At 68.3% G+C, this 20,723-nt stretch carries 16 protein-coding genes; 10 read left to right on the forward strand and 6 right to left on the reverse strand.

Features of this window, described 5'->3' with window-relative positions; all coding sequences use genetic code 11:
- Positions 1–10: 10 nt before the first annotated feature.
- Both STH_RS05250 and STH_RS05255 read left to right on the forward strand, forming a co-directional pair.
- Positions 11–502 carry a methylated-DNA--[protein]-cysteine S-methyltransferase gene (locus tag STH_RS05250; protein ID WP_011195158.1) on the forward strand — a complete coding sequence of 164 codons (492 nt, stop codon included), beginning with the start codon at positions 11–13 and terminating at the stop codon, positions 500–502.
- A gap of 154 nt (positions 503–656) precedes the next feature.
- Positions 657–866, forward strand: coding sequence for a hypothetical protein (locus STH_RS05255; RefSeq protein WP_242654600.1), 210 nt, complete (start codon positions 657–659; stop codon positions 864–866).
- 90 nt (positions 867–956) lie between these two features.
- Here the strand turns inward: STH_RS05255 and hcp are convergent, their stop codons facing one another.
- Positions 957–2,246 (reverse strand): hydroxylamine reductase, encoded by a 1,290-nt coding sequence (hcp, locus tag STH_RS05260; RefSeq protein ID WP_011195160.1) that lies wholly within the window; start codon positions 2,244–2,246, stop codon positions 957–959.
- Between the two features lie 290 nt (positions 2,247–2,536).
- Here hcp and STH_RS16965 point away from each other — a divergent pair, with 290 nt between their 5' ends.
- The 4 genes from STH_RS16965 to dinB all read left to right on the forward strand — a co-directional run bounded on the left by STH_RS16965 (position 2,537) and on the right by dinB (position 8,685).
- Positions 2,537–4,870 (forward strand): N-acetylmuramoyl-L-alanine amidase, encoded by a 2,334-nt coding sequence (locus STH_RS16965; protein ID WP_011195161.1) that lies wholly within the window; start codon positions 2,537–2,539, stop codon positions 4,868–4,870.
- A gap of 98 nt (positions 4,871–4,968) precedes the next feature.
- A complete protein-coding gene (locus tag STH_RS05270; RefSeq protein WP_011195162.1) occupies positions 4,969–6,162 on the forward strand; it encodes a pyridoxal phosphate-dependent aminotransferase in 1,194 nt (397 codons plus the stop codon).
- A gap of 82 nt (positions 6,163–6,244) precedes the next feature.
- Entirely contained in the window at positions 6,245–7,603 is a 1,359-nt protein-coding gene (gene murD, locus STH_RS05275; protein WP_242654577.1) for a UDP-N-acetylmuramoyl-L-alanine--D-glutamate ligase, read from the forward strand.
- The gene (dinB, locus tag STH_RS05280) at positions 7,600–8,685 is read left to right on the forward strand and encodes a DNA polymerase IV (RefSeq protein WP_011195164.1); all 1,086 of its coding nucleotides are present in this window, start codon (positions 7,600–7,602) and stop codon (positions 8,683–8,685) included. Before murD ends, dinB begins: the two co-directional genes overlap by 4 nt.
- A gap of 133 nt (positions 8,686–8,818) precedes the next feature.
- On the opposite strand, the gene STH_RS05285 is transcribed toward dinB, so the two are convergent.
- Positions 8,819–9,691 carry a S8 family serine peptidase gene (locus STH_RS05285; protein ID WP_011195165.1) on the reverse strand — a complete coding sequence of 291 codons (873 nt, stop codon included), beginning with the start codon at positions 9,689–9,691 and terminating at the stop codon, positions 8,819–8,821.
- A gap of 169 nt (positions 9,692–9,860) precedes the next feature.
- Between STH_RS05285 and typA the strand changes: the two genes are divergently transcribed.
- Entirely contained in the window at positions 9,861–11,720 is a 1,860-nt protein-coding gene (gene typA, locus STH_RS05290) for a translational GTPase TypA (RefSeq protein ID WP_011195166.1), read from the forward strand.
- 184 nt (positions 11,721–11,904) lie between these two features.
- Here the strand turns inward: typA and STH_RS16970 are convergent, their stop codons facing one another.
- From STH_RS16970 to STH_RS05310, 4 genes are all read right to left on the reverse strand, one after another.
- A complete protein-coding gene (locus STH_RS16970; protein WP_011195167.1) occupies positions 11,905–12,555 on the reverse strand; it encodes a DUF4352 domain-containing protein in 651 nt (216 codons plus the stop codon).
- A 19-nt stretch (positions 12,556–12,574) separates the two neighbouring features.
- Positions 12,575–13,498, reverse strand: a complete 924-nt coding sequence (gene opp4C / locus STH_RS05300; protein ID WP_011195168.1) for an oligopeptide ABC transporter permease — start codon at positions 13,496–13,498, stop codon at positions 12,575–12,577.
- A gap of 12 nt (positions 13,499–13,510) precedes the next feature.
- Positions 13,511–14,443 carry an ABC transporter permease gene (locus STH_RS05305; RefSeq protein ID WP_242654578.1) on the reverse strand — a complete coding sequence of 311 codons (933 nt, stop codon included), beginning with the start codon at positions 14,441–14,443 and terminating at the stop codon, positions 13,511–13,513.
- A gap of 97 nt (positions 14,444–14,540) precedes the next feature.
- Complete coding sequence (locus STH_RS05310; protein WP_043713511.1) at positions 14,541–16,580, reverse strand: ABC transporter substrate-binding protein; 2,040 nt, start codon at positions 16,578–16,580, stop codon at positions 14,541–14,543.
- Between the two features lie 264 nt (positions 16,581–16,844).
- Between STH_RS05310 and STH_RS05315 the strand changes: the two genes are divergently transcribed.
- The 3 genes from STH_RS05315 (at position 16,845) to STH_RS05325 (ending at position 20,632) form a co-directional block, all read left to right on the forward strand.
- On the forward strand, positions 16,845–18,173 hold the full coding sequence (locus STH_RS05315) for a pyrimidine-nucleoside phosphorylase (protein ID WP_011195171.1): 1,329 nt from the start codon (positions 16,845–16,847) through the stop codon (positions 18,171–18,173).
- Between the two features lie 157 nt (positions 18,174–18,330).
- On the forward strand, positions 18,331–19,920 hold the full coding sequence (locus tag STH_RS05320; RefSeq protein WP_043713513.1) for an ATP-binding protein: 1,590 nt from the start codon (positions 18,331–18,333) through the stop codon (positions 19,918–19,920).
- Between the two features lie 13 nt (positions 19,921–19,933).
- Positions 19,934–20,632, forward strand: coding sequence for a response regulator transcription factor (locus STH_RS05325; protein ID WP_043713518.1), 699 nt, complete (start codon positions 19,934–19,936; stop codon positions 20,630–20,632).
- Positions 20,633–20,723: the final 91 nt, after the last annotated feature.

Here is a 20,723-nt window from a genome sequence, read left to right on the forward strand (position 1 = left end):
GGGGAGACGAATGGAGTACACGTGCTGCGAGACCCGTTTGGGACCGATCTACGTGGCCTGGACCGCGCAGGGGATCGCCTGCGTTGCCGCCGGGGAGGGCGAAGAGGAGGCCTTCCGGGCCCGCTGCCGCGCCCTGACCGGGCAAAGCCCCGTCCGGAACGACGGGCGCCGGGCCGAACTGGAGCGGATGCTGCAGGGCTGGCTGGAGGGTGAGCCGTACGACGGTCCGGTGGACCTGTCCCCGCTCAGCCCCTTCGACCGGGAGGTGCTGGCCGCCTGTCGGGCCATTCCGCGGGGCGAGGTGCGCACCTACGGCGAGCTGGCCGCCGCGGTGGGCCGGCCCCGGGCCGCCCGCGCGGTGGGCGGCGCCCTGCGGCGAAATCCCGTGCCACTGCTCATACCCTGCCACCGGGTGGTCAGGAGCGACGGGACCATCGGCCAGTACAGCATGGGCGGGCCGGAGGTGAAGCGGCAGCTCCTGGCCATGGAAGGCGCGCGCTGACGGTGCGCCCGCGCGTGGATGGCGGCCGATTGGGCACACTATGGCTGCGCCGGGAGAGCCTGTCCTTGAACCGTTCAGGAATTGGTAGTATGATGATCGTAGTAGATGCCCATCCACGGCGCCAGCAACGGAAAGGAGTTGAGCCGCAGTGAAGATGGAGTTTGTCGAGAAGGAACTGAAGAGCTGGGGCGAGATCATCATCACGACCTCCGGCGGGGAGAAGTTCGAGATCCACCTGGGCGACACCGAGTTCGACTACGAGAACCGGGTCATTCGGCTCAAGAGCCCCAACGCCCACTACGTCATCGAGGGCGACTCCGTGGAGAGCATCACCAAGCACTACGGCCATCCGGACAACGACTAGCGGCCGGCAGACCTGACGGGAAACGAGACAAGCGCGGGAAGGACGAATCCTTCTCGCGCTTGCTTTGCTTCCGCGCCTTCCGCCTGTGGGCTACCTGCCGAGGAGCGCCTTCAGGTCGGCCTCCGGGGTGGTGGTCAGGCGCAGGTCGAACTGCTCCTGCAGCACCCGGAGCACGTCGGGGGTGATCCAGGCGGGCGGCTTCGGCCCCAGGTAGATCCCCCGGATCCCCAGCGACAGCAGGCACATCAGCACCGCCACGGCCTTCTGCTCCATCCAGGAGAGGACGATGGAGAGCGGCAGGTCGTTTACCTCGCACCCGAAGGCCTCCGCCAGGGCCGTCGCGATCCGGATGGCGCTGATGGTGTCGTTGCACTGGCCGAGGTCCAGGAGCCGGGGGATGCCGTCGATCGTGCCCAGGTCCAGGTCGTTGAACCGGAACTTGCCGCAGGCCAGGGTGATGACGAGGGTGTCGGGCGGGGTCATCCGCACGAAGTCCCGGTAGTAGTTGCCCAGGGAGCCGGGTGCGTCGCAGCCGCCGACGACGAAGAAGTGCCGGATCTTGCCCGCCTTGACGCCCGCGAGGATCTTGTCCGCCATCGGCAGGATGTTGGTGTCGGCGAAGCCGGTGGTGAGCGTCACCTCGCCCGGCTTCTCCTCGCACGGCGGGAGGGAAAGCGCCCTGGCGATGACCGGCGAGAAGTCCCAGTTCTCAACGTGCGGCACGCCGGGCAGCCGGCTTGCACCCACGGTGAAGATGCGGTCCTTGTAGGCGTCCAGCGGGATCTGGACGCAGTTGGAGGTGCCGACGATCGCGCCCGGGAACTGGGCGAAGAGCTTCTTCTGGTCGCACCAGGCGGCGCCCAGGTTGCCCACCAGGTGGGGGAACCGCTTCAGGCCGGGGTAGCCGTGGGCCGGCAGCATCTCCGAGTGGGTGTACACGTTGATCCCCGTGCCCTCGGTCTGCCGGAGCAGCTCGTACAGGGCCTTCAGGTTGTGGCCGGTGACGACGACCGCCGGTCCGGCGACGGTCCCGGTGGGGACCTGGGTGGGCACCATCTCGCCGAAGTGGTCGGTGTGCGCCTTCTTCAGCATGGTCATGGCGCGCAGCGTCATCTGGCCGGCCCGCATGTTGAGCTCCAGGAAGTGGTTGAGGTCGAAGTCGACGTTGGTGAGGGTGGAGTACAGCGCCTCGGCGAAGAAGGCGTCGATCTCGGGGTCGGTGTACCCCAGCTCCCGGGCGTGGTAGGTGTAGGCGGCGATGCCCTTCAGGGCGTAGATCAGGTTTTCCTGCAGGGCCTGGATGTTCTCGTCCTTGCCGCAGATGCCCACCTTGGTGCAGCCGGTGCCGTGGGCCGTCATCTCGCACTGGTTGCAGAACACGGGACCTCAACTCCTTTGTGGAAGGATCGTCTTCGGTTTCTTACCTTCGCACACCGGCCCGGCCGGGGCATGTGACGGTTTTCACAGTCTAGTCCAGAATGAGCCCTTGGTGCCCATGCGAGCGCTGCCGGTAGCCCTTTGGTGCCAGGGGAAGCCCCGCAGATGGAATCCGAATGGACGGCTCCCGACGGAAAAGATTTTGGCGGGAGCCGTCGAAACATGTAACGGTTGGAACCTGACAGATATGGTCCCGTCTATTTTGATATAAACCTGTTGAGGAGTGTCGCCCCTTGAAGCGAGTCGCCGCCGCCGCTTTCGTATGGGTATTGCTGTCCTCTGTCCCCGCCGAGGCTGCCACCCTGCGCCCCCTTGACCAGGACGGCCTCAACGTGCGGTCCGGCCCGGGCACCGAGTACGCCATCATCGGGGGGCTCGGCTACGATCAGTGGGCCACCGTGCTGGGCCGGGAGGGCGACTGGTACCGGGTGAGGCTCCAGAGCGGCGCGGAGGGCTGGGTCGCTGCCTGGTTCAGCCGGGTGCTCCTGGAGGACGAGTTCCGCTACGCGGTCGTGGAGACCGACATCCTGAACGTGCGGCGTGAGCCGGGGCTGGACGCTCCGGTGCTGACCCGTGTGTACCAGGGCCAGTACGTCCGCCTCCTGGAGATGATCCCCGAATGGTGGCGCATCCAGCTCGACGACGGCACGGAGGGGTGGGTCTTCGCCCAGTACGTGCGGCAGGCCGCCGGGCCGCCCGGGGGACAGCCCGTCGAGCCCGGGGCGGGCGAGGCGCCGGCCCCGGTGACGCCGCCGGCGAGTCAGCCGCCCGCGGCGCCGCCCGGCACCGTGCCCGACGTCTCGTTCCCGCCGCCTTCCGAGCCGGTGCCCGACCCTGCCAAGGTGGTCTCGGTCGTGCAGGAGACGGGCATCTATGCCGGCCCCAACAGCGAGGCGCGGCGCACCGACACCGTGCGGCCCGGCGAGCGGCTGCGGCTGCTGGACGCCCGGGACGGCTGGGTGCGGGTGGCATCGCCTCAGGACCGGTGGGGGTGGGTGCCCGGCGAACTGGTGCAGGTGGTGGACGGCCCCCTGCGCATCCAGGTGGCCGAGTCCGGCTGGAGCGTGGAGAAACCGGCCGCGCAGCAGCCCGCCGGCCGGCAGCCGGGGGCCGCGGAGATCGTGGCCGGGGACGCCGTCGTGGGACCAAGGGGCGCAACCCTGCACCTGATCCCCGCGACCGCGGCGCGGGTGCTGGCGGAGCTGTCCCCGGGCGAGCCGCTGGAGGTCCTGGATCGGGACGGCCAGTGGGTGAAGGTGCGGCTCTCCTCGGGCCAGGTGGGGTGGACCCGGGGGGCCCTCCTGGAGCAGCCGCCGGCGCCGCCTGCGGATGGTGCGCCGGATGACGGTGAGAGGGAAGGCGTCGATGCGGGCGGTGCCGCCGACGAGGGCGCGGCCGGCCCGGGGGAGGAGGACCGCGGGTTTGCGGTGCGCATGCGCCAGGGTGCCCCGGGGGTCTACGTCCTGGAGGTGACGGCTCCCGGCCGGAGCCTGGGCGCGCCCCGGCTGGAGGGCCGGACCCTGCGGGTGCCCTTCAGCACCGGCCTGGACGGCGAGCGGGCGATGCCGCTCAACCAGATGGGGGTGGCCCGGGCGGTGCTCACCCGGGACGGGCTGACCCTCACGCTCACGGGGGAGCCCAGGGTCGCCGTGGAATCGGCCCTGGACGGCACCCTGCTGGTGACCCTGCGGCCGGCGGTCACGGAGATCCGGCGGGAGGGCGTCGGGGACAACGGGGTCCTGCGCTTTACCGTCAGGGGTACCGTCCAGCCCCGGGCCCGGGCCGAGGCCGGCCAGATCATCGTGGAGTTCCCGGGAGCGGTGCTGGGGACCGCACAGGCGCCCGCGGGGGTGCAGGCGGTGGAGACCGCCACGGGCGTGCGGGTGGTCCTGCCCAGCAACCGGCCCTTTGCGCTGAAGCCGTGGGAGGGCGGCTACGACCTGGTCACCTATGGCTCCGGGCTGGCCGGCAAGGTGATCATGCTGGACCCCGGCCACGGCGGTGATGACGGCGGCGCGGTGAGCCGGGCCACGGGCGTGGTGGAGAAGGCGGTCAACCTGCAGGTGGCCCTGCGCCTGCGGGCCCTGTTGGCGGAGAAGGGCGCGACGGTGTACATGACCCGCGCCGACGACCGGCGGGCCGCGCCCGACGAGTTCCTGAGGAGCGTGGACGGCGAGCCCTGGGATCAGCTGGACCTGCAGTACCGCACCATGCTGGCCAACCATCTGGGGGTCGACCTGTTCCTGTCCATCCACCACAACTCGGGAGAGACGCTCTCGCAGGGCACCGAGGTGTACTACACCAGCTGGACGCTGAACGGCGGGCGGTCCCGGGAGCTGGCCTCCCTGGTGCAGCAGGAGCTGGTTCGCGCCCTGGGCACCCGGGACCGCGGCGTCTTCGACGACACGTTCTTCGTCACCCGCAACACCCTGGCGCCGGCCGTCCTGGTGGAGCTGGCGTTCATCAACAACCCCGCCGAGGGGCCCCGCACCGTCGACCCGGCCTTCCAGGAGGCCGCTGCGCAGGCCATCGTGCGGGCGCTGGAGCGGTTCTATGCAGAACGATAGCGTACTGTAGGGCTTTGCAGCGGTAAAGAGAAGGTGTATACTGCTTCGTGAGTATGCATACCCAGGAAGCAGACCCAACCGAGAGGAGAGGGAGCACCATGCGTCTGTCCGCCCGAGCCCGCGCACTCACGCCGTCACCGACCATGGCGATCGACGCCATGTCGAAGCAGATGGTGGCGGAGGGCATAGACGTCGTCAACTTCTCGGTGGGGGAACCCGACTTCGACACACCGGAGTCGATCAAGGCCGCAGGCATCGCCGCCATCCAACAGGGAGAGACCAAGTACACCCCTGCCGCGGGAACCCTGGAACTGCGCAAGGCCATCTGCGAGAAGCTGGAGCGGGACAACGGGCTGCAGTACCGCCCGGAGGAGATCGTGGTCTCCAACGGCGGCAAGCAGTCGTTGTACAATGCGTACCAGGTGCTGCTGGATCCCGGCGAAGAGGTGATCATCCAGGCGCCGTACTGGGTCTCCTACCCGGAGATCGTGCGGTTGGCCGGGGGCGTCCCCGTGGTGGTGGAGACCGACGAGTCCACCGGCTTCCGCCTGACGGCCGACATGATCCGGGAGAAGCTGACCAACCGCACCCGGGTCATCAACCTGAACAGCCCGAGCAATCCCACCGGCGCCGTGCTCTCCCGCAGGGAGCTGGAGGAGATCGCGGCCCTGGCGGTGGAGCACGACCTGATGATCGTGACCGACGAGATCTACGAGAAGCTGCTCTACGACGGCGCCGAGCACGTGTCCATCGCCTCGCTGGGGGAGGAGGTCAAGCGGCGGACCATCACCGTCAACGGCCTCTCCAAGGCGTACGCCATGACCGGCTGGCGTATGGGATACACCGCCTCGGAGCGGATCTACGCCAAGGCGATGGCAGACCTGCAGTCCCAGTCCACCTCGGGACCGTCCTCGATCTCCCAGGCGGCTGCGGTGGCCGCACTGCGGGGCAGCCAGGAGTCGGTGGAGCAGATGCGGCAGGAGTTCGACCGCCGGCGCCGGCACATGCTGGAGCGGTTGAACCGGCTGCCGGGCTTCTCCGTGAAGGTGGCGCCGGCGGGGGCGTTTTACCTGTTCCCCAACGTGTCGGCTCTCTTCGGGGAGACCATCGCCGGGCGCAAGATCACCTCGTCCGATGACCTGGCGGAGGTCATCCTGGAGCAGGCCCACGTGGCCGTCGTGCCCGGGACCGGCTTCGGTGCGCCCCACCACATCCGCTTCTCGTATGCGACCTCGATGGAGCGCATCGACGAGGGGCTGGACCGCATCGCCCGGCTGCTCGCCAGGGGCTAGCGCACCCCCGGAGGCCGGGCGGAAGGTGCAGGGTCCGGCGGCCGGGTGAGGTGTGCAGACCGTAGGCAGGAGGTTGGCCGGAGTGAAGTTGCAGGAACGCGCGGCCGTGGTAGGCATCGGGATCTCCAACATGGCACTCATTCGCTACCTGGTGGCGCGGGGCGTCCGCGTCACCGCCTGCGACCGCACCTCCGCCGAGAAGCTCGGCGAGCGCGCTGCGGAACTGGCGCGTCTGGGGGTGCCCCTCGTGGCCGGCGAAGGCTACCTGGAGCCGCTGGCCGATCACGACCTCATCTTCCTGACCCCGGGCATGCCGAAACACCTGCCCGAGATCGAGGCGGCCCGGCGGCGGGGGGCGGCGATCTCCGGGGAGATCGGCCTGGTGCTGGACCTCTGCCGGGCGCCCGTGATCGGTGTCACGGGCAGCGCCGGCAAGACCACCACCACGACCCTGATCGGCGAGATCCTGCGGGCCGCGGGGCGGGAGACCTACGTGGGCGGCAACATCGGGAAGCCGCTGATCGAGCAGGTGGAGGCGATTCCTTCGGAGGCGGTGGTGGTGCTGGAGCTCTCCTCGTTCCAGCTGCAGCTGGTCCACCGCTCGCCGCACATCGCGGTGGTGACCAACGTCAGCCCGAACCACCTGGACGTACACGCCACCATGGAGGAGTACGTGGAGGCCAAGAAGGCGATCTTCCGGCGGCAGTCGCCGGCCGACTGGCTGGTGCTCAACGCCGACGACCCGACCGTGCGCGCGTTTGCCGCCGAGGCCCGGAGCCGGGTGGTGCTGTTCAGCCGCCGGGCCGACCCCGGGGGGCGGGACGCGGCCTTCGTCCGGGAGGACCGGGTGATCTGGCGGCGGGGCGGCCGGGAGACGCCCATCCTGTTCCTGGACGAGATCAGGCTGCCGGGACTGCACAACCAGGAGAACGTCCTGGCGGCCGTAGCGGCCTGCTTCCTGGCCGGCGCGCCGCTCTCCGCGGTCCGGGAGGTCGTCACCCAGTTCACCGGCGTCGAGCACCGCATCGAGCCGGTGCGGGTGCTGGACGGCGTGAAGTGGTACAACGACTCCAAGGCCACCTCGCCCGCCGAGGCGGTGGCGGCGCTCACCACTCTTCCGGCGCCCATCGTCCTCATCGCCGGGGGGTCGGACAAGGGCATCCCCTTCGACCCGATCGCGCCCCTGGTGGCCGAGAAGGTGAAAACCTTGATCCTGATGGGGCCCACCGCGCCCAAGATCGAGGAGGCGGTGCGCAGGGGCGGCTACGCCGGACCGATCCGGCGGGCCGCGGACATGGCCGAGGCGGTGGCCCTGGCGCGGGAGGCGGCCGCGCCGGGCGACACCGTGCTGCTCTCGCCGGCCTGCGCCTCGTTCGACGCGTACCGGAACTTTGAGGAGCGGGGGCGCCACTTCAAGTCGCTGGTGGAGGCCTTGTCGTGAGGACGGACCTCTGGGTGATCCACCTGGACATGGACGCATTCTTCGCCTCGATCGAGCAGCGGGACAACCCCCGGCTCCGGGGGAAGCCGGTGATCGTGGGCGGCTCTCCCAACTCCCGGGGCGTCGTCTCCACGTGCTCCTACGAAGCGCGCCGGTTCGGCGTCCGCTCCGCCATGCCCTCCCGGGAGGCCCTGCGGCTCTGCCCGCAGGCGGTCTTCATCCGGCCGAACCACGCCAAGTACGCGGCGGTGGGCCGCCAGGTGCGGGCGATCATGCGCCGGTTCACCGACGTCATCGAGCCGCTCTCCATCGACGAGGCGTTCCTGGACGTTTCCGGGCAGGACGCGGTGAGGGTGGCCCGGGAGCTGAAGGAGGCCATCCGGGCCGAGCTGCACCTCACCGGGTCCGCGGGCGTCTCCTACTGCAAGTTCCTGGCCAAGCTGGCCTCCGACATGCAGAAGCCGGACGGGCTGACCGTCATCACCTGGGAGCGGGCGCAGGAGCTCCTGCCCACGCTGCCGGTGCGAAAGCTGTGGGGCGTCGGGCCTGCCAGCGAGCAGGCCCTGCACGCGCTGGGAATCTACACCTGCGGTGACCTGCTGGCGTACGACCCGGACACACTGCGCAAGCACTTCGGCAAGCGGGCCGACGAGCTGATCCTGCTGGCCCGGGGCATCGACCCCCGCCCGGTGGTGCCGTACCGGGAGGCCAAGTCCATTGGCGAGGAGAACACGTTTCCCGTGGACCAGACGGACCGGGAATACCTGAGCCGGCTCCTGGAGCGGTACGCCGACAACCTGGCGGAGGAGCTGCGGCGGCAGGGGCTCTACGCCCGGACCGTGACCGTGAAGATCAAGTGGAACGTCTTCGTCGAGGGCGGGCCCAAGGGCGGCGACTTCCTGCAGATCACCCGGAGCCAGACCCTGCCCATGCCCACCAACGACGCCCGGACCATCGGCCGGGTCGCCCGGGAGATCTTCGCCCGGGTGGAGTGGGAGGGGCGGAAGGTCCGGCTGCTGGGACTCTCGGTGCACAACCTGGTGAAGCAGGGCGAGCAGGTGCAGGCTTACCTGCCCATCTAGGCGCCGTTCGGCCGTGGCGGGAGGAGCGGCTGCGTCTGCCGCTGTCGAGCGGGGAATGCAATAACCGAGATACAGATAAGGTGCAGGCTGGCGCAGGATGATGCGCCAGCCTTTGTGGTCGCCGCCGGCCCCTTCACGGTTCCTCCCGCAGGAGCCGGTCTGCCCGCAGCAGGCCGGCGCCCTGCGCAGAGGCGTGGATCTGGGGGAGCCATTCGGCGGTGTGCTTCAGGTGCGCCCGCACGGCCGCGGGGGTGAGGCCCGGGCGGACCGAGAGCAGCATCGCTGCGGCGGCCGTCACGTGGGGCGCGGCCATGGAGGTGCCGCTCATGCGGCAGAACCGGCCGCCCGGGGCCAGCGAGAAGAGGCCCGCGCCCGGGGCCACCAGGTCGACCTCGGGCCCGCGGCTGGAGAAGCGGGCGAGCCGGTCGCGCCGGTTGATGGCCGCCACAGCCAGCACCTCGGGGTACTTCCCCGGCGTGTCCACCGCCCCGCCCCGGCCGTCGTTGCCGGCCGCGCCTACCAGCAGGATGCCGGCCTTCTCCAGCGCGCGGATGGCCTCCGCCAGTTCCTCGCTGGCGCGCCGGTCGGTGCCGAAGCTGAGGTTGACGATCTCGCAGCCCTGCGCGCGGCACCACTGCAGCCCCGCGATGATGTCCCGGATGCGGCCGTAGCCTTGCCGGTCGAAGATCTTGACCGGCCGGATGCGCAGGGGCGGCGGCCAGACCGGCCGCTGCCCGCCTACCGCTCCCGACGCCACCGCCAGGATGCCGGCCACATGGGTCCCGTGGCCGTGATCGTCGTGGGGCAGGTCGCCGGGAGAGAGCAGGTTGATTCCCGGTCCGAGCAGGTCCCGCAGGTAGGGGTGGGTCAGGTCCACGCCGCTGTCCAGCAGGCCGATCTCCACCGGGCCGCGGCGCCGCCTGCGCAGCCGAAGGAGCCGCCAGGCCTCGGGAAAGCCGGTCCGGCGGATGTGCCAGGGGGGTGTCCGCCATATCGTCCGGCCCATCGGTTTCGCTCCTCCCGCCGAGTCTGGACCATCATTACGGCGGGTCGGAGGGCAATGCCACTCCGGGACTTTACTTTTTATGGTATCGCTCGTATAATACGAGAGTTGGAGTTCACGCCGTGAACTCCCCATTTCGTGGGCACACTTCGCCTGAGGAGCGATTACAGACATGAAGCGGACCGACCTGCGCAACGTGGCGATCATCGCCCACGTCGACCACGGCAAGACCACGCTGGTGGACGGCCTGCTCCGCCAGTCCGGCACCTTCCGGGCCAACGAGCAGGTCGCCGAGCGGGTCATGGACTCGTTCGACCTGGAGCGGGAGCGGGGCATCACCATCCTTTCGAAGAACACGGGGATCACGTATAAAGGGGTTCGGATCAACATCGTCGACACGCCGGGACACGCCGACTTCTCCGGCGAGGTGGAACGGATCATGACGATGGTCGACGGCTGCCTGCTGATCGTGGACGCGGCCGAGGGGCCGATGGCGCAGACCAAGTTCGTGCTGCGCAAGGCCATGGAGGCCGGCCTGAAGCCGGTGGTGGTGATCAACAAGATCGACCGGCCCGACCGGCGGATCGCCGAGGTGGAGGACGAAGTCCTCGACCTGTTCATCGAGCTGGGCGCCGACGAGGACCAGCTGGACTACCCGGTGCTGTACGCCTCCGCCCGCAAGGGCGTCGCAACCTACCGGCTGGAGGAGGAGGGGAAGGACCTCCAGCCGATCTTCGACACCATCCTGGAGCGCATCCCCTGCCCGGAGGGCGACCCGGATGCGCCGCTGCAGGCCATGGTGACGTCGCTGGATTACGACGAGTACGTGGGCCGCGTGGCCATCGCCCGGGTGCGGCAGGGCACCGTGCGGGCCGGCCAGCAGGTAGCCGTGGCCAAACTGGACGGCTCCGTGGCGAAGTTCCGGGCGGCCCAGCTCTTCGGCTTCCACGGCCTGAAGCGGGTGCCGGTGGAGGTGGCCACGGTCGGCGACATCATCGCCATGACCGGCCTGGAGGACGTGAACATCGGCGAGACCATCACCGATCCGGAGAACCCGCAGCCTCTGCCGCCGATCAAGGTCGACGAGCCGACCCTGCAGATGACCTTCCGCACCAACGACTCGCCGTTTGCCGGGCAGGAGGGCAAGTACGTCACCTCCCGCCACCTGCGGGCACGGCTCTTCAAGGAGCTGGAGCGGAACGTCGCCCTGCGAGTGGAGGAGACCGATTCGCCGGACGTCTTCATCGTTTCGGGCCGCGGCGAGTTGCACCTGTCCATCCTCATCGAAACCATGCGCCGGGAAGGGTACGAGCTGGCGGTCTCCAAGCCCAAGGTCATCTACCGGTACGACGAGGCCGGCAACCGGTTGGAGCCGCTGGAGGAGCTCATCATCGACGTGCCCGAGGAGTACATGGGCGCGGTGATGGAGGCCCTGGGCATCCGCAAGGCCGAGATGACTAACATGGTCAACCACGGCAACGGCAACGTGCGGCTGGAGTTCATCATCCCGGCCCGCGGCCTGGTGGGCTTCCGCTCGGAGTTCCTGACCATGACCCGGGGTTACGGCGTCATGCACCACATGTTCCACGGCTACGGGCCCTACCGGGGCGAGATCCCCACCCGCCAGCGGGGCTCGCTGGTGGCCTCGGAGACCGGCACCGCCACCCAGTACGCCCTGTACCAGATCCAGGAGCGGGGCACGCTGTTCATCGAGCCGGGCACCGAGGTCTACGTGGGCATGGTGGTGGGCGAGAACAGCCGCGGCCAGGATATGGACGTCAACGTCTGCAAGACCAAGCACCTCACCAACATCCGGGCGGCGGGGGCCGACGAGAAGCTGCTGCTGGACCCGCCCCGGAAGCTGACCCTGGAGGAGGCGCTGGAGCAGATCGCGGACGACGAGCTGGTGGAGATCACCCCGAAGTCGATCCGCCTGCGGAAGCAGTACCTGGACCCCGCCATCCGGGCGCGCATCGCCAAGGGGAAGGAGATCAACGCGGAGGTGCTGCAGCGGCTGCAGCAGGGACGGTAGGCCGGCTGCCTGCGGACGGCGGCACAGAAGAAGTGGAGGGCTGGGCGGCCCTCCACTTTTGCCTGTCCGGGCGCTCATGCGATACGGTACTTGGCGGGGCACGTCCGGACGCCGTCAACCTCATGGACACCTGCCGGCGCCATGCCGCCGATGCGCGAGAGCGCCAGCACCGACGCACCCGGGTTCACTGCAGGGTGAACTCCCAGGTGGCCTCGCCGTACTCGGGGTGTGTGAAGGTATACGTATACGTGCCCTCCAGCTTCTTCGCGAGGAAGCCCAACCAGCCGGATCCCGACTCTCCCTGCCTCAGGGTCCCCTGGAACTTGGGTGTGCGCAGGGCTGTGGCCTGCAGATTGTACGGGGCGTTCTTCTCCTCCGGCGTCTGGACCTTGTGCTGCTCGGTGGGGTTCACCGTATACGGGGCGCTGCCGCCGTTCTCCACCGTAACCTCGATCAGCAGGTAGGTGTATCCGGGCGCCGGGGCCTGGTCCACAGTCTCTGCCCGGTGCATGGTAACGGTGAGCGGACCGACCTGCGCCGATTCGCCCACCGCCAGCGGCCCGAGCTGCACCTTCCCGGCGGGCTCCGCGCCCCCACCCCCGCCAGGGCCTGCGCCATCGCCTGCGGCACCGCCTGCGGCGTTGCCCACGGCATCGCCTCCTCCGTCGCCCCCGCCGCCGGTGGCCGGCTGGTTTCCGCCTGCCGAGCCTGCCGAGCTGGACGGGCTGGGGTCCGTCCGGTTGGGGCCGGTCTGGTCCGCGTACTTGCCGCAGCCGGCCACCAGCACGGCCAGCAGCGCCGCTGCTGCCCAGATCAGGATCTTGCGTCTCCTCACAGGTATCCCCCTCTGTCCGCTACTGTTTCAGGCGCGGGTCGAGCGCATCGCGCAGCCCGTCCCCGATGAAGTTGATGGAAAGCACCGTCAGGAAGATCATCAGGCCCGGCGGGATCCACGTCCACGGTCTGGTCTGCAGCACGGCCATGTTGTTTGCCTCACTCAGCATGTTCCCCCACGTGGGGACTGGCTGGTTCACGCCGAACCCCAGGTAGCTGAGCCCCGCCTCCGCGAGGATGATCCCCGCGACTTCCAGGGTGGCGTTCACGATCAGCGGCGCCATGGCGTTGGGCAGGAGGTGGCGCACGATCATGCGGAACGTGCCGACTCCCGCGGCCCGGGCCGCTTCGATGAAATCCCTCTCCCGCAGGGAGAGGAACTCTCCCCGCACGAGGCGGGCCGGCACTGGCCAGCTAAGGAAGACGATCGCGAACACCAGATTGGAAACCGACGGGCCTCGGATCGCGACGATGGTCAGGGCGAACATCAGGAACGGGAAGGACTGGATCACGTCCACCAGCCGCATGAGCACGTTGTCGATCCAGCCGCCGAAGTAGCCCGCGACCGAGCCGATGACGATGCCCAGGACCATGTACACGATGACGGATCCCAAGGCGATCGACAGCGACACCCGGCCGCCGTACAGCAGGCGGGTGAGGTTGTCTCGACCGGCGCTGTCGGTGCCGAGCGGGTGGCGGGCGGAGGGCGCTGCCCGGATGTACTGGATGTCGATTTCGTCGCGTCCCCAGCCGAGGGTGGCCTGGGTGATGACCGGCGCGAAGGCGGAGATGAGGATCAGGATGAGGAGGATCGTCGCCCCGGCGACGGCCATGCGGTTCCGGAGGAACCGCCGCAGCACCAGCCGGGCGTACGAGGTCTCCTGCGCCGTCAGGCCGTCGAACTGGGTCGGAATCGGGTCCGGTGTAGGACGGGAGATCGCCACGGCTGTACCTCCTTACGCATACCGGATGCGGGGGTCAGCGACGGCATAGAGGATGTCGGCGATGAGGTTACCCAGGATGACCAGCAGGGCGAAGAACATGTTGGTGGCCATGAGCACAGAGTAGTCGCGGTTGTTGACCGCCTCAAACGTCAGCAGCCCCATCCCCGGGAACGTGAAGACCTGTTCGATGATGACGGCCCCGCCGAAGAGTCCGGGCAGGCTGAACCCGAAGAGGGTGATCACGGGGATCATCCCGTTGCGGAAAGCATGTTTGTACACCACCACCCGTTCGGCCAGCCCTTTGGCGCGCGCAGTCCGCACGTAGTCCTGACGCAGCACCTCCAGCATGGCAGAGCGGGTGAAGCGGGCGTATGAGGCCATATCACGCAGCCCCAGGGTCACGGCGGGCAGCACGAGGTGGTGGAGCACGTCCCAGAAGCCGCCTCCGCCCGGGGTAATGATGCCGTTCATCGGGAAGATCGGAAGTCTCACCGCGAAGAAGTAGATCGCCAGGAGGGCGGCGAAGAAGGAGGGCAGGGAGATGCCCATGAAGGCGAACGTCGTCGCCGCGTAGTCGATCAGCGAGTACTGGCGTGTAGCGGAGATGACCCCGATGGGGATGGCCAGGGCCAGGCCGAGCAGGAAGGCCGTGCCCGTGAGCAGCAGGGTGCGCGGGATCGCCCGGGCCAGCATGTCGACCACCGGTTCCTGAGTGCGGACCGAGTACCCCAGGTTGCCTTTCAGCGTGGTGGTGAGCCAGCGGACGTACTGGATCGGGATGGGGTCGTTGAACCCCATCTCCTCCATGAGCCGGGCCCGGAGCGTGGGGTCGATCCGCGGGCCGAAGAGGTAGGCGTACGGGTCGCCCGGGGCGCTGTGGATGATGACGAAGACGATGATGCTGACGCCGAAGAGAATCGGGATCATCTGCAACAGGCGTCGCACGAGGTACCGGCCCACCTGTCAGTCTCCTTTCTTCCCGGCGGTGCGCGGCCCGGGGGTGCGTTCCCCCCGGGCCGCCAGCCGGTGGATGGTCAGAGGATCACCGGGAGAGCCACAGCTCCTCGATGTTCCAGAGGTAGCCCTGCGGGCCGGGCTTGAAGTTCTGCAGACGGTCGTTGGCTGCGATCAAGGTGTTCACTGCGTACAGGATGAGCGCCGGGGTCTCTTCCGTCCAGTGGCGCGCCCACTCGTGGTAGATCTCGATGCGCTCCTCGATGTCGTTGGTGGCCTTGCCGGCGGCGATCAGCTGCTCCGACTTCTCCGTCCACCACTGGCTGTCGTTGAAGCCGCCGGGCTCGGTGGCCGCCTTGTCCCACAGGCCCGTCGGGTCCGGGTCGGAGTTGCCCAGCGAGAAGCCGATGAAGTACATGTCGAAGTCCCGGGCCGCCCGCTTCTCATCCAGCGTCGGCCAGTCGTAACCCTCCAGGATGACCTCAATGCCGACCTCCTTCAGCCACTGCTGCACCACGGGCGCCGTCGCCTGCCGGACTGGGTTGCCGACGTTGGGGTACAGCAGCCGCAGGGTCAGCCGCTTCCCGTCCTTGTACCGGTACCCGTCGCTGCCCAGGACCCAGCCGGCCTCTTCGAGCAGCTGACGAGCCTTGTCGGGATCATACGGATACTGCTCGACGTCCTCCGTGTACGCCCAGGTGAGCGGGTGGATCGGACCGTACATCATGGAGGCGTGGCCGCCCATCAGGTTGTTGATGATGGCCTGCCGGTTGATCGCATGGTTGATGGCGCGGCGCACCCGCACGTCGGTGGTGGGTCCCATCTCACCCCGGGCGTTGGGACCGGTGTTGTAGACCATCTCCTGGAAGACCATGTCCGGGAACTCGTAGATCTTCACATGTGGCATCGCCGCGTAGGCGTCCAGCTCGTTGGGGCTGAACTCCACGTAGTCCAGCGTGCCGCGCTGCATCTCACCGACGGCCACCTCAGCGGCCACGATGCGCCAGACGACCTCGTCGATGTAAGGCCGGCCTGCCCAGTAGTTCGGGTTGGCCTCCAGGATGGCGTACTGGCCGTCAACATACTCCTTCATCTTGAAGGGGCCGTTGCCGTTGGGGAAGATGTTGTACGGGTCATTGGCCGTACCCCAGTCCTGCACCGGGATGCTGCCGTACTTGCTGCTGTCCACGATCCCGTAGGCGATGTTGTAGAGGAACGGCGCGTTCGGCTGCTTCAGCTGGAAGACCACGGTGTAGTCGTCTACCGCGTAGAGACCGGGCAGGTTGCCGGTGGTGACGATGCCCCGCTCGAAGTTCTCACGGGTTTCGCCGCTGATGCCGTTGGCGTAATCTTCGTACCCGACGACGTCCTCCCAACCGGAGTCACGCGGGCCGATGTACCTGGGGTGCCAAATGGCCTTGTACGTGAAGACGACATCCTTGGCGGTCACCGGGGTGCCATCGAAGAACGTCGCGTTCCGGCGCAGGTAGAAGGTCAGCTTCGTGTTGGTCTCGTCCCACTCCCATGCCTCGGCGAGGGCGGGCACGGGGATATAGCGCTCGTCATACTTCCACAGGCCTTCGTACATCAGGCCGGTAAGGTTGGAGCCGTATGTGTCATTGACGATGATCGGGTTGAAGGCCCCGATCGGCTTGTTCCACATGGCCAGGTTCAGCCGCCCGCCCCGGCGCGGCCAGTTCGGGTCGACGATGGAGATCGCCGTGGTGGCGGGGTCATACTCCACCTCGGCGCCGAACGCCTCGCTCACGAACCGCAGCGGAACCAGGGTGCGGCCGTTCTGGATGAACGGGGCGGCGTCCAGGGTCCGGGCCTGCCCGTTCACCCGGGCGGTGGTGCTGCCGATGACCAGCTGCACCGTGGTGTTGCCCCGGGTGGCCGTCACCGTGCGGGTGGACTCATCCCACTGCACATCCGCGCCCATCTTCTCGAAGATCGCCCGGAACGGGACGAAGACGCGGTTGTTCACGTTCACCGGCTCCACGTCGAACATCACCGGGTGGCCGTTGAACGTGACCGGGTACTTCACCTCCGGGCGGGCCGCCAGGGCCGGTGCTGACGAGGTCACAAGCATGAGGGCGGTGAGGAAGAGGACTAAGAACCGCTTCACGCAACCGATACCTCCTTTTCAGATTGTGTGTGGATCGGGAAAACTGGCAGCAGGCTCTCCTATCTCGTGGTTTTTCACCCCCAGGCGAGCATGGTCAGTCCTATTATTCGCACTTGACGAGGAAAATCCTTTATTCCGACACTCCAGATTAGGGGGAAATTGTCCCGGGGGCGCAGGGGGGCGGGCAGGATCTGACAGGAACCCGCCCTCCGGCAGTCGAAGAACTCTGCTGGCGTCACCCGATGGCGAAGGAGGAATCTACCGATGCGCGCATACGACATCATCTATCGCAAGCGGATGGGGCAGGAGCTCACCACCGATGAGATCCGGTTCCTGGTCCGCGGGTACGTTTCGGGTGAGGTGACGGACTACCAGATGGCGGCCTGGGCGATGGCCGTGTGCATACAGGGCATGACGCCGCGGGAGACCGCCGACCTCACGATGGCCATGGCCGAGTCCGGCGATCAGATCGACCTGTCGGGCATCCGCGGCCGCAAGGTCGACAAGCACTCCACCGGCGGCGTGGGGGACAAGGTCTCGCTGGTCCTGGTTCCCCTGGTCGCGGCCTGCGGTGCGCCGGTCGCGAAGATGTCCGGCCGCGGCCTGGGCCACACCGGCGGCACCATCGACAAGCTGGAGTCGATCCCCGGGTTCCGGGTGGAGCTGAGCCCGCAGGAGTTCATCGACCAGGTGAACCGGGTCGGCTGCGCCGTGGCCGGGCAGAGCGGCAACCTGGTCCCGGCCGACAAGAAGCTGTACGCCCTGCGGGACGTGACCGCCACCGTCGACTCCATCCCGCTGATCGCGTCGTCCATCATGTCGAAGAAGATCGCGGGCGGCGCCGACGCGGTGGTGCTGGACGTGAAGGCGGGGGCCGGCGCGTTCATGAAGGACCTGGACCAGGCCTTCCGGCTGGCGGAGATGATGGTGGCCATCGGCCGGGAGGTCGGCCGCGAGGTCGCGGCGGTGGTCTCCAACATGGACCAGCCGCTGGGGTATGCGGTAGGCAACGCCCTGGAGGTGGCGGAGGCCATCGAGACCCTGCGGGGCTTCGGCCCGAAGGACCTGGAGGAGATCTGCCTGCAGCTGGGCTCCCAGATGTTGCGCCTGGCCGGCGTCGCCCCGGACGGGGAGTCGGCCCGGAAGATGCTGCTCCGGGCCCTGCGGGCGGGCCACGGGCTGAACAAGCTGATCGAGATGGTGGAGGCCCAGGGCGGCGATCCCAGCTACATCCGGCAGCCGATCAAGCTGCCCCGGGCGAAGCGGATCGTCCCGGTGGCGGCGCCCCGGTCGGGCTACGTCCAGGCCATCGACGCCCTGGAGGTCGGCGTGGCCGCCATGCTGCTCGGGGCGGGGCGCGAGACCAAGGAGTCCGCCATCGACCTGGGCGTGGGCGTGGTGCTCCGCAAGAAGGTGGGCGACCCGGTGGAGGCCGGCGAGCCGCTGGCGGAGCTGCACGTGAACTCCGAGAGGCGGCTGGACGAGGCCCGGGAGCGGCTGGCGGGCGCCTACCGCATCGGCGGGGAGCGGTTGCAGGAGCCGCCGCTGGTCTACGGGCTGGTCACCAGCCACGGCACGGAGCGCTGGGCATAGGACGCGCAGCAGGAGGGGGCACGGGGTGCCGCCCTCCTGCTGTTTATGGCACTTTTGGGCCAGGACATGAACCTTGCGGGTCAGGAACTGTAGGGTCCCGAGACCAATGGTAGGTTTCGGTGAGGACAGGTATCATAAGAACCAGGAGGAGAGGACCATGCGCAGCCTGACGGCCAAGTTCATGGTCGGCATCACCGGTCTCGTCCTGGCCGTTCTCTTCATCGCGCTCTCGCTGGACTTCGCCTACCAGCAGCGGCAGGCCGACGCCGACCTGCTGATCAAGGCGAGCCTGGTGGCGAAACAGCAGCAGGCGACCCGCTCGTTCTTCTCCCGGTCCAGCGGGGAGTATGTCCACGGCGGGGAGGCCCGGCCCCTGGAGCCGTCGGAGGTGGGGGAAGGGGTCAGCGACATCTTCGCCGACCTCTCCAAGTCCCAGGTGAAGCAGACCAACCTGCACCCCCGGATCCCGGAGAACGCGCCGGACGACTTCGAGCGTGCCGCCCTGGAGTACTTCATAAAGGACCCGCAGAACAACGAGTTCTGGCAGCGGGTGACCCTGTCGGACGGCACGCCGGCCTTCCGGTACGTGATGGCCCTCAGGGCCGAGGAGTCGTGCCTGCGCTGTCACGGCCAGCCCAAAGGCGAGCTGGACCCGACCGGATACCCCAAGGAGGGGCTCGAGCTCGGCGATGTGGCCGGCGCCATCAGCGTGGTCCTGCCGATGCGGGAGACCCTGGCCTCGGCGCGCACCGAGTCCCTCCGGCTGGCGGCCCTGGTGGTCTTCATCGCGCTGCTCTGCTTCGGCCTGATCTGGCTGATCCTCTACCGGCAGGTGGCCACGCCGCTGGCCGAGCTGGCCGACGTCGCCACCCATATCGGCACGGGCAACTTCGTCATCGAACCGGAGCGGCTGCAGTCGCTGAAGGCGAACCAGGAGACCGCCGTGGTCGCTCAGGCGTTTGAGCAGATGTCGGATCGCCTGCAGGAGCTGTACGCGGGCCTGGAGCAGAAGGTGGCCGAGCGAACCCGGGAGCTGGAGGAGGCCAACCGGGAGCTGGAGCGGGCCTCGCGGTACAAGTCGGAGTTCCTCACGATGATCTCCCACGAGCTGCGCACGCCGCTCACCTCGATCATCGCCTTTACGGAACTCCTGCTGAACGACCCGCGCCTGGCACCCGAGCAGCGGGAGTCGCTCAGCGAGGTGCTGGAGTCCAGCCAGAAACTGCTGGGTATGATCACCAACCTGCTGGACTACTCCCGTCTGGAGGCCGGTAAGGTGAAGCTGTTCCGGGAGGTGCTGGACCTGCGCGACCTGATCCGCGACGGGGTGCGCACCATCCAGCCCCTGGCGGCGAAGAAGCGGATCATGCTTTCGATGGACTGCGCGCCGGAGGTGCCGCTGGTCCACGCCGACCCGCTGCGCATCTCCCAGGTGCTGCTCAACCTGCTCAGCAACGCCGTCAAGTTCACGCCCGAGGGCGGGCGGGTCGCGGTGGAGTGCCGGGCGGACCAGCGGGAGGTGCGCGTGACCGTGCGCGACACGGGCCCCGGCGTTCCGGAGGAGGAGCAGGAGCTCATCTTCCAGCCGTTCCGCCAGGGCCGGGAGAAGGGACGGCCCGAAGGCTGGGGGCTGGGGCTGGCCCTCTCCGCCTCCCTGGTGCGGGCGCACGACGGCCGGATCTGGGTCGAGTCGGAGCCCGGGCACGGCGCGGCGTTCACGTTCACACTACCGATCTGGTTCGAGTGAGGGAGCGGTGGCGATGGCGACTGGCAAGAAGCGCATCCTGGTGGTCGACGACGACCCGAAGATCCTGAAGGCCCTGGACCAGGCCCTCCAGCAGGAGGGGTACGAGGTCTACCGGGCGGAGGACGGCCTGCAGGCCCTCGAGATGGCGCGCAAGGTGAAGCCGGACCTGATGATCCTTGACATCATGCTGCCCAAGATGGACGGGTTCGAGGTCCTGGCCCAGCTGCAGTCGACGGGCGGCGTCCCCACGCTCATCCTCTCCGCCCGCGGGGAGGAGATGGACAAGGTGGTCGGGTTCAACGTCGGGGCGGACGACTACCTGGTGAAGCCGTTCCGGCTCTCGGAGCTCCTCCTGCGGGTCCGGGCGATCCTGCGCCGCACGGCCGGCGCCGGCGCGCCCGTGGACGAGGACCGGCCGCTGAAGTTCAGGGACATCGAGATCAACCGCTCCTCCCGCACCGTCATCGTGCGGGGTCAGCCGGTGGACCTGACGCCCAAGGAGTTCGACCTGCTCTGGCTCCTGGCCAGCCACCCCGGGCACGTCTTCAGCCGGGAGGCCCTGCTGCAGCGGGTGTGGCACTCCGAGTACTCCGGCGACGAGGCGGCGCTCACCGTCTGCGTGCGCCGGCTGAGGGAGAAGATCGAGCGCGACCCCGGCCACCCGGAGCTGATCAAGACCATTTGGGGGATTGGGTATAAGTTTGATGGATGACCTTTAGTATGACTTTGGTTCAAGTTAGTTTTGCGAAAGGGCAGGGAAAGGATCGCGAAAGAAACGGGCGCTACCCTTGAAGGTGAACCAT

Origin of the sequence: Symbiobacterium thermophilum IAM 14863 (assembly GCF_000009905.1) — a bacterium.
GTDB lineage: Bacteria > Bacillota > Sulfobacillia > Symbiobacteriales > Symbiobacteriaceae > Symbiobacterium > Symbiobacterium thermophilum.

Excerpts from the sequence above, each read along its gene's own strand:
- typA (WP_011195166.1), top strand. The coding sequence starts at position 9,861 with ATGAAGCGGACCGACCTGCGCAACGTGGCGATCATCGCCCACGTCGAC.
- STH_RS05320 (WP_043713513.1), top strand. The coding sequence starts at position 18,331 with ATGCGCAGCCTGACGGCCAAGTTCATGGTCGGCATCACCGGTCTCGTC.
- STH_RS05285 (WP_011195165.1), bottom strand. The coding sequence starts at position 9,691 with ATGGGCCGGACGATATGGCGGACACCCCCCTGGCACATCCGCCGGACC.
- STH_RS05255 (WP_242654600.1), top strand. The coding sequence starts at position 657 with ATGGAGTTTGTCGAGAAGGAACTGAAGAGCTGGGGCGAGATCATCATC.
- STH_RS05250 (WP_011195158.1), top strand. The coding sequence starts at position 11 with ATGGAGTACACGTGCTGCGAGACCCGTTTGGGACCGATCTACGTGGCC.
- STH_RS05315 (WP_011195171.1), top strand. The coding sequence starts at position 16,845 with ATGCGCGCATACGACATCATCTATCGCAAGCGGATGGGGCAGGAGCTC.
- STH_RS05325 (WP_043713518.1), top strand. The coding sequence starts at position 19,934 with ATGGCGACTGGCAAGAAGCGCATCCTGGTGGTCGACGACGACCCGAAG.
- STH_RS05270 (WP_011195162.1), top strand. The coding sequence starts at position 4,969 with ATGCGTCTGTCCGCCCGAGCCCGCGCACTCACGCCGTCACCGACCATG.